The sequence below is a fragment of the Kribbella sp. NPDC023855 genome (assembly GCF_040639475.1).
GTDB lineage: Bacteria > Actinomycetota > Actinomycetes > Propionibacteriales > Kribbellaceae > Kribbella.
Genome location: NZ_JBFAAA010000004.1, coordinates 590,691 through 604,607 on the forward strand (window position 1 = coordinate 590,691; position 13,917 = coordinate 604,607).

A 13,917-nucleotide genomic window follows, 5' to 3' on the forward strand; every position below is an offset into this window, starting at 1 on the left:
TGACACCCGGTCAGAGCAGGCCGGCGTCGTGGACCCGGTTGGCGAGCTGGACGCGGTTGGTGACGGCGAGCTTGACCATGATGCGGGAGACGTGGGCCTTGACGGTGGCCATGCTGAGGTAGAGCTGTTCCGCGATCTGGGCGTTGACCTTGCCTTCGCCGACCGCGATGGCGACGTCGCGTTCCCGCTCGGTCAGGGTCATCGCCAGTGACCGCGCCTCGAGCATTCGCCGGGGTTCGGGTTCGGCCTCGCGCAGTTGGGTGATGAGTTGCGCGGTCACGCTCGGGGAGAGCATGGGGTCCCCGGCCGCGACCCGGTGGACGGCTTCGACGATCTGCGCGGGTGGCGTGTGCTTGAGCAGGAATCCACTGGCTCCGTCGCGCAGCGCCCGCAGTACGTGGTCGTCGGCGTCGAACGTCGTCAGCATGATCACCCGGCACGGGGCCGGCCGGTTCATCAGCCTGCCGAGCGTTTCGAGGCCGTCCATCCGGGGCATCCGGATGTCCATCAGTACGACGTCCGGCGCAACCTGGTCGATGAGGTCGAGGCCGCTATCGCCGTCGTCGGCTTCACCGACCACCTCGAGGGTGGCGTCGTTGCGCAGGATCATCGCCAGCGCGGTCCGGACCAGCGCGTCGTCGTCGACGATCACGATCCGGATCGGTGCGTCGGCCGAACTCACGCCGGCCACGGCAGCCAGGCGCGGATCAGGAAGTTCCCGTCGGTACTACGGTGCTCGAGCCGGCCACCCATCAGCTCGGCCCGTTCGGTCAGTCCGAGCAGGCCGAGGCCGGATCCCGGGGTGGTCCCGGCCGGAGCGCCGACCCGGAGCGGGTTGCGGATCTCGAGCTCCAGCCGACTTCCGGGCCGGCCGGTCAGGGTGACGTCGACGGTGGTGTCGGGAGCGTGTTTGCGGGCATTGGTCAGGCCTTCCTGGATCATCCGGTACGCGCTGCGCCCGATCGCGTCGGGTGCGCCGGCCAGATCGCCGATCCGGTTGTCCAACCGCACTTTGGTGCCGGCGCCCAAGGCCTCCCGAACGAGTGAGGGGAGGTCGAGCAACGTGGGCTGCGGCCGCTCCGGCGGAGTACCCGGTTCGAGCGTTCGCAGTACTCCGAGTATTTCGTGCAGGTCCTGCAACGCCTGGTGGGCGCTTTGCCGGGTGATGGCGGCCGCGGTGGCCACCTCGTCGTCGGTCAGTTCGCGGCAGTACTCCAACGCGCCGGCGTGGAGTGCGACCAACGACAACCGGTGTGCGAGCGCATCGTGCATCTCGCGAGCGATCCGGGTTCGCTCGGTGGACTGGGCCTGTTCGACCCGCCGGCCTTGCTCGCGTTCCGCGCGGTCGGCCCGTTCCTGCAACGTGGCCAGGAGGTCCCGGCGTGCGCCGATGTACATGCCGGTGGCGATGATCGCGCTGTTGAACACGATCGTGAACAGCACGGAGATCACCACGGCGGCCTGCCCGGGCTGCGTTGCGAAGTACACGACCGAGGCGACGACACCCACGACGGCGAGCGGGACGATCTCTCGCCACTTGCGCCGGGTTGCCAGGGAGATGGCGGTGACGACCACAGCGCCCGAGGCGGCGGCCGACACACCTCCGATCGCGGCGGCCAGGAGGGCGACGGCCAGCGGGTGACTGCGTCGCCAGCGCATCGCTACGACGCTGATCGTGCCGAGGAGGAGATCGAAGGCCAAGTAGGGCCGGAAAGTCCAGTCGTAGGCGTTGGCGAGGGTCGCCGTCCAGAAGACGAGGCCGCAGCTCGAGGCGAAGAGGTAGCGCCACGTCGACTGCCAGCGACTCAGCGGAAGTGGTGGCGCGATCTGGTAGGCGTCCACTTTGCTCACCGTACGGGACCGCCGCGCTGAAAGGCAGAGATCCCCTACCACGGTATGGGCAGGTCTAGCCCGTGGTTCGCGGCTCTTAGCACTGCGGCTGATGTGCGGAGGTGGTGCCCGGGCCCAGGCTCGATCTCATGATCACAGTCGAAGAACTCAGCAAGCGGTACGGCGCACACCAATCCGTCGACCGGGTGTCGTTCCGGGCCCGGCCCGGATCGGTCACCGGCTTCCTCGGACCCAACGGAGCGGGCAAGTCGACCACGATGCGGATGATGACGGGGTTGACGCCACCGTCGTCGGGCCGGAGCACGATTCTCGGCGTACCGTACGCCGACCTCCCCAACCCGGGCCGCCACGTCGGGGTGCTGCTGGACGCCTCCGCCCAGCACAACGGCCGGACCGGCCGGGAGATCCTGCGTCTCGGTGCGACCCTGATGGGGCTTCGCAAGCAACGGGTCGACGAGCTGCTCGACGTCGTCGGGCTGTCGTCCGGCGAGGGCGACCGCCGGGTCGGCAACTACTCCCTCGGCATGCGGCAACGGCTCGGGATCGCGCACGCCCTGCTCGGCGATCCCCAGGTGCTGATCCTGGACGAGCCGGCCAACGGCCTCGACCCGGCCGGGATCCACTGGATGCGCGGCCTGCTGAAGAACTTCGCCGACCGGGGCGGAACGGTGCTGCTGTCCTCGCACCTGCTGCACGAGATCGAGATCATCGCCGACCACCTGGTCGTCATCGGCCGCGGCGTGATCGTTGCCGACGGCAGCAAAGCTGACCTGCTGAACGCGGCCGGCACGCTGGTCCGCGGTCTCGAACCGGTTGCCCTCGGCCACTGTTTCGACGCGGCCGGCTTCAGCTACCGGACCACCCCGGACGGCGCGTACGTCGTGGAGGCCAGCCGCGAGCAGGTCGCCACGGTCACAGCGCAGTACGGCGTCGTGGTCACCGAACTGCGCGGCGCGGACAGCGCCGGGCTCGAGCACATGTTCCTGCAGCTCACCGCCGACGACGCACGAGAGAAGGCCACCTCATGACCACCACAACGCACGCACCGTTCGACTTCACCGTCTCCCCGGATCCAGGGGTGACCGCCGTACCCTTCGGCCGGCTGCTGCGGGTCGAACTGCGCAAGCTCGTCGACACCAGGGCAGGCTTCTGGCTGTTGACCGCCATCGGCCTCATCACGGTCGCCGTCATCGCCGTGTTCCTGTTCGTCGCCGATCCTGACCAGTTGACGTTCATCAACTTCGTCGGCGCGACGGCGACCCCGCAGAGCATCCTGCTTCCGGTGCTCGGCATCCTCGCGGTCACCGCCGAGTGGAGTCAGCGCACCGGCCTGGTCACCTTCACCCTCGAACCGAGCCGGCTCCGTGTCGCCGTCGCCAAGCTGGTCGCGGTGACCCTGGTCGGCCTGCTCGCGGTCGGCGTGGCGCTCGGCGTCGCGGCGATCAGCAACGTGGCCGGCATGGTTTTCCTGGACGGCGCCGGAACGTGGAACGTCGGAGCCGCCAACGTCCGTGACTTCTTCGCGCTGCAGCTGATCGGCATCGTCCAGGGCTTCGCCTTCGGCATGCTGCTGATGAACACCGCCGCCGCGATCGTCTTGTACTACGTGATCCCGATCGCGTGGAACGTGTTGTTCTCGATGGTCGACTCGCTCGGCAAGGTCGCCCCGTGGCTCGATCTCAACACCGCGATGGCGCCGACCTTCGAGCAGCAGACCTTCAAGTCCGGCGACTGGGCCCACATCGCGGTCGCGGGCACGATCTGGGTCCTGGTTCCCCTGGTCCTCGGCTTGCTGCGGCTGCTCCGCCGCGAGGTCAAGTCCGCCTGACCTCGAAATGTCCGACCGACTCCGTACCGTGGTCGGCATGACATCGAGAGCCAAGAAGGACGTCAAGCCTCCGCAGACTGGCGCGGACGAGAGGGCCACGCTGGTGGGGTTTCTCGACTACTTGCGGGACTCGATCGCCGCCAAGGCAGAAGGCGCACCCGAGCCACAGGTCCGTACTGCGGGGGTGCCGTCGGGGACCAGTGTTCTGGGCCTGATCAAACACCTGACGTGCGTGGAGGGCTTCTACTTCCTGGGGGAGCCGGTCAAGAACTGGGCGGCCACCATGCGCCCCGGCCCGGAGGAAACCGTCGAGGACCTGGTCGCTGCCTACCGCGAAACTGTCCGCCGCGCGAACAAGGTCATCGAGTCCTACACCGACCTGACGCTCCCGGCACCGACGCCGCCAGGAAAGCAGCCGTCCTCGATGCGCTGGCTGCTGGTCCACCTGATCGAGGAAACCGGCCGCCACGCCGGCCACGCCGACATCCTCCGCGAACAGATCGACGGCGCCACGGGCCGCTAGTCAGATCAGTTCGGCCCGGGCCAGTCGCTCTTTCAGTACTTCGGCTTGCGCGGGGTTGGCGGTGAGGTCGAGAGCACGCCGGTCGGCCTTGATGGCGCTTTCGGGGTCGCCGACCGCTCGGAGTAGTTCCGCCTGGGTTGCGTGGTAGAGCGGGTAGCTGTCGAGTTCGTGGTGCAAGTCGTGGAGTTCGGCGAGAGCCGCATCGGCGCTGACGGCGTACCGGACGGCCACAGTGCGGTGCAGACGCGTGACGGGGTTGGGTTGCAGTCGGAGCAGCAGGTCGTAGAGGACGAGGATCTGTTCCCAGTCAGTGTCGTCCCAATTGGCCGCTTCGCTGTGGCAGGCGGCGATGGCGGCCTGCAGTTGGTACGGGCCGGGGGAGCGGTGGCGGCGCGCAGTACGGGTGAGCAGCTCGGTCGCGGCGGCAATCGCGACGTGGTCCCAGGTACTGCGATCTTGGTCCTGTAGGAGGACCAGGCGGCCGTCGGAGTCGAATCTCGCGGCGGTGCGGGCGCGATGGAGCCGGATCAGCACCAGGAGTCCGGTGACTTCGGGTTCCTCGGGGAGGAGGCCGGCCAGAAGCGCGGTCAGCCATTCGGCGTCGTCCACCAGGTCACGTGAATGGGCCCGGTCGCCGCTGCTCGACAGGTAGCCCTCGTTGAAGAGCAGGTAGATGACGGTCAGCACCTCGGCCAGGCGGTCGGGGAGTTCGTCGTCGCGGGGGACCTGGTAGGGGATACCGGCCTGGGCGATCTTGCGTTTGGCACGGGTGATGCGCTGGGCGAGGGTGGTTTCGGGGACGAGGAACGCGGCGGCGATCTGGGCGGTGGTGAGGCCGCAGACGACCCGGAGGGTCAGTGCGACTTGCGCCTCCCGGGCCAACGCCGGGTGGCAGCAGGTGAAGATCAGGCGCAGCCGGTCATCAGGTGCCGGCTGAACCGGCCACTGCAGCAGAGCGAGCTTGGAGCGGTAGTTCTGCTGGCGACGCAGTACGTCGAGGCCGCGCCGCCGGGCGACGGTGAACAGCCAGGCGTCGGGCCGGTCGGGAATGCCTTCGACAGGCCAGCGTCGCAGGGCGATCTCGACGGCGTCCTGGACGAGATCTTCGGCCGTGGAGAAATCACCGAGCAGCGACACCAGCGACGCCGCGAGCCGGCCCGCGTGGTCCCGGACCACCCGAGCCAGCTCGTCGGCGGCCGGAGTCGCGGTCATGACTGCACAGGACGGATCTCCACGACCGGGCAGCCCGGCCAGCTCTTGGTGATGCGCAGCGCCTCGTCGAGGTCGGCGACTTCGATCTCGGTGTAGCCGCTGATCACCTCTTTGCCTTCGATGAACGGCCCGTCGGTGGTGACCGGCGTCGGCCCGTCGAGGCGCAGGGTGGTGGCAGTGTGCGGTTCCTGGAGCTTGTGGCCACCCCGGATCTTGTCGGCGTGGTCGTCGAACCACTGATAGACCCGCTGATAGGCCTGCTCGCGCTCAGCGTCACTCATCGCCGCGAACTCCTTGGCGAACTGCTCGGTCTCGACGAACATCAGCACGTACTTCATGACCATGACCTCCTGGATGTCAGTGTGCCGGATCGGCCGGCGGTCTCTCACCAAAGAGACGATCGGCACTGCAGCGCATACGACAACCAGCGCGCGTTCAGCGGGACGAGGTCGTCTGGTCGGTGTCGTGCTGGGCCACTTCCCATTCGTCAGAGGTGTGTCAGACGACTTCTTCCGAAGGGACTCACCGATGGCTCAGCAGACCGTGCCGGCCGCGCCCCGCACCACGACGCAGCGCCGGGAGCATGCCCTGGCTCAGCTGCAGAACCAGCACGAGTTGTGGCTGGCGACCGGTAGTGCGGCCGGGCCGCATTTGATCCCGGTCAACTACGTGTGGGACGGCGAGCACCTCACCATGGCCACCTTCGAGGAGAGCCCCACCGCGGCGAACCTCCGGTCCAACCGGAGGGCCCGGGTCGCGATCGGCAACCACGCGGACGTGACGATGATCGACGGGACGGCCGCCTTCGTGGCGGTCGCCGACATCGATTCCGCTCTTGCCGAAGCCTTCGCTCGGGTCTCGCATGACCCGAGGGTGATGCCTGGGCTGGTGTATATCCGCTTCACGCCGCGGCGGGCGCAGTGCTGGAACGGCTTTCACGAGTTTGCCGACCGGACCGTGATGCGCGACGGCGCCTGGTTGTCCTCAAGCGGTGAGGGCCCGAGCGATGGGCCAGGCGCCGGGGGAAGTGTTGGAGAGGACGGTGCGGGTGGTGCCGGTGTGGGGGTCGTGGGTGGACTTGAACGACGCGCCGGCGTCGTACCCGATCAGGATCGCGGTGTCTGAGGTCTCGTGCAGCCAGAAGCCGAGGCCGTAGCGCATGGATTCCTCGGGTACGTCGCGGCGCGGCCGGAGTACCTCTTCGACAGAGTCCACGATGTCGCCGGCGAACAGCGCGCGCCAGAAGGTGGAGATGTCAGCGGCGGTCGTGTGGATGCCGCCGTCGCCGGTGGCCAGTACCGGTAGATGGAATACGTTCGAGCGGTCCACTCCGTCCAACGGCAGGTAGCCCACGGCCACGTCGGCGGGTAGCTCGTCGGAGCGGTAGAAGTCGGTTCTGGTCATACCGGCCGGGCGGAGCACCCGTTCGCGGACCAGGTCGTGGTAGCCGACGCCGCTGGCCCGCTCCGCCAGCAAGGCGAGAACCACGAACCCGCCGTTGCAGTAGGCGAAACGCTCACCGGCCGGGAACTTCGTCGGATGCCCGTCCAGCAGCGGCAGAAAAGCCTCGGTAGTGGTGAGCTCGTGGGCAGCGCCGACGAAGTAGTCGGTGATCTCGGTGTCGGCGTCCTCGTCCAGGTAGTCACCGATGCCGGACGTGTGGGTGAGGAGATGTTCGACCGTCACGTCGTCCGCGATCAGCGGGAGGTCCTTGCCGAGCAGGGATCGCGCGGTGGTGCTCAACTCCAGTACGCCGTCCTGCACCAGCGAGATCACGGACAACGCGGTGAACCCCTTGCTGCCGCTGGCGATGCCGAACCTGGTGTCCACGGTGTTGGGCACGCCGTACGTGCGGTTGGCCGCCCCGTAGGCCTTCGCGAACTCGAGCTCGCCGGCATGATCGACCCAGACCACGCCGGAGAACCCGGTCTCCTCAGCAACCTTGTCAATCTCCCCCTGTGCCATTTCCGCAGGGTAACGTCTGCGAGGCCAAGCCCGAACCCATTTACGGGCCGGCCATCAGGAGTCCCAGATCGGGCCGAGGGCTGGGATGCCGAGGCGTTCCAGGCCGTGCACCACCGACCAGGTCACCTTCTTGTTCGATACGCAGATCACGGCTTCCGCCCCGGAGGACTCGTACGCCGAATAGGCCAGCTTCACCATGTCGGGCTTGCCGTGGGCATCCGTGTCCCAGATCAGGGAGTCGGGTTGCGCGGTGAGGATCTCGTCGACGAGTTCCTGCCCGTAGGTTTTCACCGGGTCGCGCGTCACCCAGACCAACTTGTGCGGCACCCGGCCCGCCAGCACGTGGGCGAGCACCGGGCCGATCCCGCTTCCGGTGACCACGTAGACCACCCGGCGAAACACCGTGCCGTAGTTCGCCATGCCGGCGGTCGCGATACCCCGCACCCAGATGTGGGTCGGCGGATCGTCGATGAACTCCCCGGTCCAGTCGCCCGCCCGCGACACGGCCATCCGGAACCCTGGTACGCCGGGCGTCGGGATCACCGCGAAGCTGTGCCACTGGCGCAATGGGTGCCGCGCGATGGACCGCGTCGACCCGGCCATCGGGGTACCGCGACCGGCCCGGACCAGCGCGACATGCGATGAAGGCCTGCTGACCTCGATGGGGATTCGTCGCAACAACATCCATGGCACCAAGGAGCTCACCGTTGTCAGGACGAGTACCCAGACGGTCGGCGTACCGGCGAGTGCTGCCGGCAACGAATCGGCGCCGCGTCGTTCGTCGACCAGCAGCACTGCGCCGATCCAGAACAGCGTCGACAGCCCCCACCCGCCGAAACGGTGAACCCGCTCGAACAGGTCATGCCGCTTCGCTCGCAGCCTCGGCCGAGCTGTCATGACGATCGCGAGCAGGAGGAGCGCTTGGACGTAGTACACGAGTAGTAGCCCTCGGCTCACCTGTCCGGTGGCGACGACGGTCAGGCCCAGGAACCAGAGGGTCCCGCACACCGCGCCGCCAACGTGGAGTCCGCCGAGGTGATAGCCCTTCGCCAGCGCCCACCGCAACCGCAGCGGCAAGGACTTGGGCACCTTCATCACCAACCGGGAAAGCACATTCACGAAGAACTGCTGGCGAACCAGCACCCCCAGCGCGAAGTTGCCCTGAGCCACTAGCGCGACCGTCGCGACTTCGCTCCACCAATGACGTTGCAGTCCCCATCCGAACACCGCCAGATTGACCAGCAATACCAGCAACACCAGCCGATTGCTCTGCATGAACCGCGGATGCTTCAACACCCGCCGCCACCGAGGCAGAACCTCCGGCAACACCACCTCCGGCAGCAGTTCCACCCCACCGGGCACACCTGTGGACACCCGCAGCAAACCCATGAAAATTCCCCCAGAATTTCCAGATTCCCCGAGCCCCCATCAACCCGGTGATGCCTTCTGAGACGACCGGCCCCGGCCCAGAAGTTGATGCCCACCCACCCCTTGCAACACAACCTTCACAATTGCCGGCCGGGGCGCCGGCGGCGTACCGGTGGGTATCCGCTGAGCGGACGGGGGCGGTGCGGTCGCGCCTGAAGTTGGGGGTTCGTCAGGGGGTGGGGTGCGCTGGGGCGGAGTTGGGCGCATACTTGGGGGTGATGGAGCCTTCCCGCGCGACGACGCGTCGTCACCTGTCCACGAGTCCCTTCAAGCCCCGGGTGCCCAACCCGATCAAGACGTTCGAGGAGGGCGACCGCGTGTCCCACGACAAAGAGGGCATGGGCCGCATCCACGCCGTCGAGGGCCCGCATGCCGTGGTGGTCGACCTGGGCGGCGGCAAGCTGCTGCGCGTCCTGTCACCGTTCGACAAGCTACACACACTCTGACCCGCTGATCAGACCGCACGCGCCGACAAAACCGGCGCGTGCCACAGCCGCCTGCTTGGGCTGACTCGGTGTTCCAGCCCAACCTGCGCCTGCCTCCGCCCAGGTCGGCTGGTTCAGCAGTGTGGGATGTAGTTGGGCATGAAGAGTCCGCCCGCCCAGGCCCAGCGCCAGACGCCGTTGTACTCGACGTACACCCAGCGATTGCTGCTTCTGTTCCACTGCGTGATCGTTGCCCCCTCCCGCCAGCAGTTTGCCCAGAGCGGACCGCCGGGCATCACAGAGCCGACGATCGTGCCAGGTGCGCCACCCTGCGTGCCAGGACTCGACCGGATGGCGAGGCTGGGTTGCGCGTGCTGCCCGACGTAGACCCAGTCGTTCAGGACTGTCGCCGGGCCGGCTTCGGAAGCCGGTGCCGCAGAGGACGGCAGAGCGGTGAGAACTGGAGCTGTCAGTGCGAGCGCCAGGGTGATGAGCGCCGTTCGGACGCGTGCCATGCAGTTTCTCCTTCGAAAGATCGAGTTGCTCGGCACCTCGACTCAATCAGCGTCCTGGCGGGCTGTACAGGGTTTCCATGAGGCTCGAAAGTGTCGTAAAACAACGAGAATCGGCGAAATGTTGCTCTAGGCATCTAGTTGGGTGAGGTGGGTTGCCAGGTCAGGAGTGGGGCGGTTGCTTGGAGGAAGAGGGGTTGGGGGAGCAGGCGGGTGGTGAGGTTGCGGAGGGGGGCTGTCAGGCGGCCGGAGGCTTGGGCGTAGGTGCCGAAGGTGGCTGATTGGCGGGCGATGGTTTGGGTTCGGGGGCGCCGGCGGCGGTCGTAGGTTCCGAGGCCTTCGGTGATGTCTCCGCGGAGGGCGTCGGCCAGTTCGACGGCGTCTTCCAGGGCGGTGGCGCCGCCTTGGCCGAGGTCGGGGGTCATGGCGTGGGCGGCGTCTCCGATCAGGACTGCCCGGCCGTTGACGTAGCTGCGCAACGCGGGGAGCCGGTAGATGTCGTGGCGCAGGATCTCGGTGCCGTCGAGGCTGTCGAGCAACTGGGGGATCGGGTCGTGCCAACGGCCGAAGCGACGCTGGAGTTCGGCGCGGTCGTCGTACTGGGTGTTCTCGGGACTGTTGGCAATGAAATAGGCGTAGACGGCGCCGTCGGCGAGGCGGAACAGGCCGACGCGTTCGCCGCGGCCCCAGCTTTCACTGACGTCGGAGTCGAGGTCGAGCGGTGGCGCGATGAGTCGCCACGTGGTGTAGCCGGCGTACACAGGTGGTCTCGCCTCCGGCCACAAAGACGCCCGGACGGTACTACGCAGTCCGTCGGCCCCCACCAGCAGTTCGACGGGCCGCCGTACGCCGTCGTACGCGATCGTCACCTGGTCGCCAGCGCGTTCGACGCCACTCACGGTCGCGTTGAGAGTGATCGCCTCGGCGGGCAGCGCGGAGCGCAGGATGTCGAGCAGGACCGGGCGGCGGAGCATCAGCGTCTCGCCGTACCGGGTGCGCAGGTCTGAGCGGAACAGCCAGCGTCCGCGATGATCGCGAAAGCCACCCGCCCCGTCGACCGTGCTGAACTCGCGAACCTGGTCGCCGACGCCGAGATGGTCGAGTGCGCGGATCGCGTTCGGCCACAGCGAGATGCCCGCGCCCACCTCCCGCACGGCGTCCGCGCGCTCGAGGACGGAGACTTCCCAGCCACGCCGGCGCATCGCGATCGCGGCAGCCAGCCCACCGATCCCCGCTCCGACGATGACGGCGTTCCGGTCGGCAGGACTCATGCCGGCTTGGTCGGTGAGTTTGCGGCCAGGGTGGCGAGTTCGGTGCGGTTGCTGATCGAGAGCTTCGTGAAGATGTGCGCGAGATGGGTCTTCACCGTGCCGAGGCTCATGAACAGGCGGGCGCCGATCTGCGGGTTCGTCAGCCCCTCGGCGACGAGAACGGCGACCTGGTGTTCGGTCGGCGTGAGGCTCGCCCAGCCGGTCGACGGGCGAACCCGCTGTCCGCGACTCCGCCTCGCCAGCGCCACCGCCTCGCCGAGCGTCATCCGCTGCCCCTCGACCCACGCGTCGGCAAACTCATCCGCACCCAGGCCGGCCTCCAGCACCTCGCGGACCTCGATCGCTGCGTTGTGCTGCGCTCCCCGCGGCAGCTCCAGCGACAACCTCGCTGCATCAGCGGCTCCAAGCAGCCGCACCTGCTCAACCGACGGCCGGATCCGCGCCCCCGTCACCGCAACCCACTCCAACGACCCGGGAACTGACCCCCACAACCCGTACTCCGCCCGCTCGGCCAGCGCCCGCTGATACAGCTCGAGCGCTTTCCCGGCGTCTCCCGCCAAGGCAGCCTGGGCGTCGAGGGTTTCTGCTGTGGGGGACGGCATGGCGAAGTGGTGGGCAGTGGTTCGGGCGGCATCGAGGATCGCGGCGGCTTCGGTGGGGGTTCCGCTGGCGATCAGGGCACTGGCCAGACCGGGGAGGGAACGGGCGGCGAGCCAGGTTCGGGTCGTGCGGTCGGTGGAGTGGGCCTCGCGCGCGAACCAGGTGACCGCGGCGGCCGCGTCACCTCGGTGGAGGCAAAGGATGCCCATGGTTCTGGCGAGGCCGGGCGCCCAGGGAGCTTCGGCCGTGTCGTCGATCAGCTGGAGGTCTGGCTCGAGCAGCGCGATTGCTCCGTCGAGGTCGCCGGTCAGACCTTGGATCAAGGCTGTGGTGGAGCGCGCGGCACCGACGCGGAGGTAGTCGCCCAGGGGCGCGGCGATCCGGGTCGCCTCCTGGGCTGTTGCTCGCGCACCCGGCACGTCGCCGACAGCGAGCAGACCTTCGGCCCGGAAGGCGAGCAAGGTCGCCGCCACGCCGCGGTGGCGTCGAAGCAGGACCGGTAAGGCCTCCTCGGCCGCCTTGGCCGCGGCCTCGTGCTGGTCCCGCAGTTGCAGGATGATCGCCTGCAGTGCTCGGGCCCCCGCGCGGGCGAAGCCGTGATCCGACGCCTCGGCCGCCACGATCGCGGCATCGCACAGTGTCCAGGCCTCGTCGAAGTCGGTGTAGAACGCGCCGACCGCCTTGAGCGCCAGACACAAGGCGCGCAACCCCTCGTCGTCCAGCTCCGTCGCCAGGGCCAGCGCCCGATCCGCGGCGTCGTACTCGCGATCCAGGGGATCGGCGCTGTCGGTCACCAACGCGATGCCCGTCAGCAAGCGCGCCTGCGTCACCGACCGATCGTCGGGTGCGCGGGCCACGGCCGCCCGGAGTGCCGCGAGTCCCTCCCGGCCACGACGATCCAGGTGCCAGGTCCAGGCCAGCGATGCAGCCAGCCGCCGACCGGGCTCCGGATCGGAGGCCTGCAGACCCCACTCGAGTGCTGCCCGGAGATTCGCGTGCTCGGGCTCGATCAGCGCTCGCCAGGTGTCGAGGTCGCGTTCCAGTTCGGCCTCCGCGTTCTCGGCGAAGGCCAGGCACCACGCCAGATGCCGATCCCGGATCGCCACCGACTCCTGCGCCTCGGTCAGCCGCGCGGCGGCGTACCCGCGGATGGTTTCGAGCAACCTGTACCGCGTGGTGCCGCCGTGCGCGTCGGCCATCACGAGCGACTTGTCGACGAGCCGCCCGAGCGCCGCCAGTACTTCGCCGGCCGGCACCGGATCGCCGGCCCCCATCGTGAGAGCCGCGTCCAGCCCGAACGTTCCGCCGAACACCGCCAGCCGCCGGAACACCGCGCGATCGATCGGATCGAGCAGCGCATGGCTCCAGCCGATCGACCCGGCCAGCGTCTGCTGTCGCCGTTGCGCGCCACGCGGGCCACGGACGAGCAGGCGGAATCGATCGTCGAGACCGGCCAGGATCTGCTGGGGACTCAGGGTGCTCAGCCAGCCGGCCGCCAGTTCGAGAGCGAGCGGGATGCCGTCGAGGTGGACCGCGATCGATCGGACCGCGGCTTCGCTCGGTGGATCCAGCGCGAACGACGGCCGGATGGCTCGGGCCCGCTCGACGAACAGTCGCACGGCGTCCTCGTCGTCGAGGGGCGGCACCCGCCACACGATCTCGCCGGGAACGCCGAGGGGCTCGCGGCTCGTGACGAGTAGCTTCGGCGTGAGGCCGGTTCGTAGTACGGCGTCGGTGAGAGTGGCTACCGAGTCGACCAGATGCTCGGCGTTGTCCAGGCAGACGAGAGCCTGGAGTCCGGCGAGTTGGGTGGTCAGCGAGCGGAGGGCGTCGGGGGCTGGGGCGAGTGCGATCCCAAGGGTGGTTGCGAGTGCTTCTACTACGTCTGCCTCGTTGGTGATCTCGGACAGTTCGACCCACCAGACCCCGTCCGGGAACGTGTCGGCCCGGGCGCGGGCGACCTGGTCGGCCAGCCGGGTCTTGCCCGCGCCGCCCGGGCCCGTCAGCGTGACCAGCCGCGCTTCGTCGAGCAGCGACGTGACGGCGGCGACGTCGGCGGAGCGGCCGATGAACGAGGTCAGCTGGATCGGCAGCGACGGCACGGGAGTTTCGGGCCTGCGGCGCATAAGCCCCCAGTGTGCCAGCGCCCAGGACCGCCCACCCGGCCCGCGCCGCCGCCTACCCGGCCCGCGCCGCCGCCTACCCGGCCCGCGCCGCCGGCCACCCACCCGGGCCCTCGGCCACGCGGCACACGGGATCGGCCGCGCATGGCGCGGAGTCGGCCGCGCGGCTCGCGGGATCG

At 68.7% G+C, this 13,917-nt stretch carries 13 protein-coding genes and 1 pseudogene; 5 read left to right on the top strand and 9 right to left on the bottom strand.

Going from position 1 to position 13,917, the window contains the following annotated elements:
• Nucleotides 1-10: 10 nt before the first annotated feature.
• Nucleotides 11-682 (bottom strand): response regulator transcription factor, encoded by a 672-nt coding sequence (locus AB0F51_RS18000; RefSeq protein ID WP_360281127.1) that lies wholly within the window; start codon nt 680-682, stop codon nt 11-13.
• Nucleotides 679-1,851: a histidine kinase gene (locus AB0F51_RS18005; RefSeq protein WP_360281129.1), complete on the bottom strand. Its 1,173-nt coding sequence runs from the start codon at nt 1,849-1,851 to the stop codon at nt 679-681. Before AB0F51_RS18005 ends, AB0F51_RS18000 begins: the two co-directional genes overlap by 4 nt.
• Before the next feature lie 128 nt (nt 1,852-1,979).
• Here AB0F51_RS18005 and AB0F51_RS18010 point away from each other — a divergent pair, with 128 nt between their 5' ends.
• From AB0F51_RS18010 to AB0F51_RS18020, 3 genes are read left to right on the top strand one after another with little or no spacing between them, the layout of a single operon-like run.
• Entirely contained in the window at nt 1,980-2,879 is a 900-nt protein-coding gene (locus AB0F51_RS18010; RefSeq protein ID WP_360281131.1) for an ABC transporter ATP-binding protein, read from the top strand.
• Nucleotides 2,876-3,679: an ABC transporter permease gene (locus AB0F51_RS18015; RefSeq protein WP_360281133.1), complete on the top strand. Its 804-nt coding sequence runs from the start codon at nt 2,876-2,878 to the stop codon at nt 3,677-3,679. Before AB0F51_RS18010 ends, AB0F51_RS18015 begins: the two co-directional genes overlap by 4 nt.
• Before the next feature lie 37 nt (nt 3,680-3,716).
• Nucleotides 3,717-4,202: a DinB family protein gene (locus tag AB0F51_RS18020; RefSeq protein WP_360281135.1), complete on the top strand. Its 486-nt coding sequence runs from the start codon at nt 3,717-3,719 to the stop codon at nt 4,200-4,202.
• On the opposite strand, the gene AB0F51_RS18025 is transcribed toward AB0F51_RS18020, so the two are convergent.
• Nucleotides 4,203-5,414, bottom strand: coding sequence for a DUF6596 domain-containing protein (locus AB0F51_RS18025; RefSeq protein WP_360281137.1), 1,212 nt, complete (start codon nt 5,412-5,414; stop codon nt 4,203-4,205).
• Nucleotides 5,411-5,752, bottom strand: a complete 342-nt coding sequence (locus AB0F51_RS18030; protein ID WP_360281139.1) for a YciI family protein — start codon at nt 5,750-5,752, stop codon at nt 5,411-5,413. Before AB0F51_RS18030 ends, AB0F51_RS18025 begins: the two co-directional genes overlap by 4 nt.
• Before the next feature lie 190 nt (nt 5,753-5,942).
• Between AB0F51_RS18030 and AB0F51_RS18035 the strand changes: the two are divergent.
• Nucleotides 5,943-6,215: pseudogene (locus AB0F51_RS18035) on the top strand (pyridoxamine 5'-phosphate oxidase family protein); the annotation flags it as partial.
• A 183-nt stretch (nt 6,216-6,398) separates the two neighbouring features.
• Here AB0F51_RS18035 and AB0F51_RS18040 read toward each other — a convergent pair.
• Together AB0F51_RS18040 and AB0F51_RS18045 are read right to left on the bottom strand one after the other, a co-directional pair.
• Nucleotides 6,399-7,379 carry a serine hydrolase domain-containing protein gene (locus tag AB0F51_RS18040; RefSeq protein WP_360281141.1) on the bottom strand — a complete coding sequence of 327 codons (981 nt, stop codon included), beginning with the start codon at nt 7,377-7,379 and terminating at the stop codon, nt 6,399-6,401.
• Nucleotides 7,380-7,433: 54 nt separating this feature from the next.
• Nucleotides 7,434-8,768, bottom strand: coding sequence for a hypothetical protein (locus AB0F51_RS18045; RefSeq protein ID WP_360281143.1), 1,335 nt, complete (start codon nt 8,766-8,768; stop codon nt 7,434-7,436).
• Between the two features lie 257 nt (nt 8,769-9,025).
• Between AB0F51_RS18045 and AB0F51_RS18050 the strand changes: the two genes are divergently transcribed.
• Nucleotides 9,026-9,253, top strand: coding sequence for a hypothetical protein (locus AB0F51_RS18050; RefSeq protein ID WP_360281145.1), 228 nt, complete (start codon nt 9,026-9,028; stop codon nt 9,251-9,253).
• A gap of 113 nt (nt 9,254-9,366) precedes the next feature.
• Here the strand turns inward: AB0F51_RS18050 and AB0F51_RS18055 are convergent, their stop codons facing one another.
• The 3 genes from AB0F51_RS18055 to AB0F51_RS18065 all read right to left on the bottom strand — a co-directional run bounded on the left by AB0F51_RS18055 (nt 9,367) and on the right by AB0F51_RS18065 (nt 13,741).
• Nucleotides 9,367-9,747, bottom strand: coding sequence for a hypothetical protein (locus tag AB0F51_RS18055; protein ID WP_360281147.1), 381 nt, complete (start codon nt 9,745-9,747; stop codon nt 9,367-9,369).
• A gap of 134 nt (nt 9,748-9,881) precedes the next feature.
• On the bottom strand, nt 9,882-11,015 hold the full coding sequence (locus tag AB0F51_RS18060; protein WP_360281149.1) for an FAD-dependent monooxygenase: 1,134 nt from the start codon (nt 11,013-11,015) through the stop codon (nt 9,882-9,884).
• Nucleotides 11,012-13,741 carry a LuxR C-terminal-related transcriptional regulator gene (locus tag AB0F51_RS18065; protein ID WP_360281151.1) on the bottom strand — a complete coding sequence of 910 codons (2,730 nt, stop codon included), beginning with the start codon at nt 13,739-13,741 and terminating at the stop codon, nt 11,012-11,014. Before AB0F51_RS18065 ends, AB0F51_RS18060 begins: the two co-directional genes overlap by 4 nt.
• Nucleotides 13,742-13,917: the final 176 nt, after the last annotated feature.

Coding starts and splice junctions, on each gene's coding strand:
- AB0F51_RS18045 (WP_360281143.1), bottom strand. CDS start 8,768: ATGGGTTTGCTGCGGGTGTCCACAGGTGTGCCCGGTGGGGTGGAACTG.
- AB0F51_RS18020 (WP_360281135.1), top strand. CDS start 3,717: ATGACATCGAGAGCCAAGAAGGACGTCAAGCCTCCGCAGACTGGCGCG.
- AB0F51_RS18015 (WP_360281133.1), top strand. CDS start 2,876: ATGACCACCACAACGCACGCACCGTTCGACTTCACCGTCTCCCCGGAT.
- AB0F51_RS18030 (WP_360281139.1), bottom strand. CDS start 5,752: ATGAAGTACGTGCTGATGTTCGTCGAGACCGAGCAGTTCGCCAAGGAG.
- AB0F51_RS18050 (WP_360281145.1), top strand. CDS start 9,026: ATGGAGCCTTCCCGCGCGACGACGCGTCGTCACCTGTCCACGAGTCCC.
- AB0F51_RS18065 (WP_360281151.1), bottom strand. CDS start 13,741: ATGCGCCGCAGGCCCGAAACTCCCGTGCCGTCGCTGCCGATCCAGCTG.
- AB0F51_RS18025 (WP_360281137.1), bottom strand. CDS start 5,414: ATGACCGCGACTCCGGCCGCCGACGAGCTGGCTCGGGTGGTCCGGGAC.
- AB0F51_RS18010 (WP_360281131.1), top strand. CDS start 1,980: ATGATCACAGTCGAAGAACTCAGCAAGCGGTACGGCGCACACCAATCC.
- AB0F51_RS18060 (WP_360281149.1), bottom strand. CDS start 11,015: ATGAGTCCTGCCGACCGGAACGCCGTCATCGTCGGAGCGGGGATCGGT.
- AB0F51_RS18055 (WP_360281147.1), bottom strand. CDS start 9,747: ATGGCACGCGTCCGAACGGCGCTCATCACCCTGGCGCTCGCACTGACA.
- AB0F51_RS18040 (WP_360281141.1), bottom strand. CDS start 7,379: ATGGCACAGGGGGAGATTGACAAGGTTGCTGAGGAGACCGGGTTCTCC.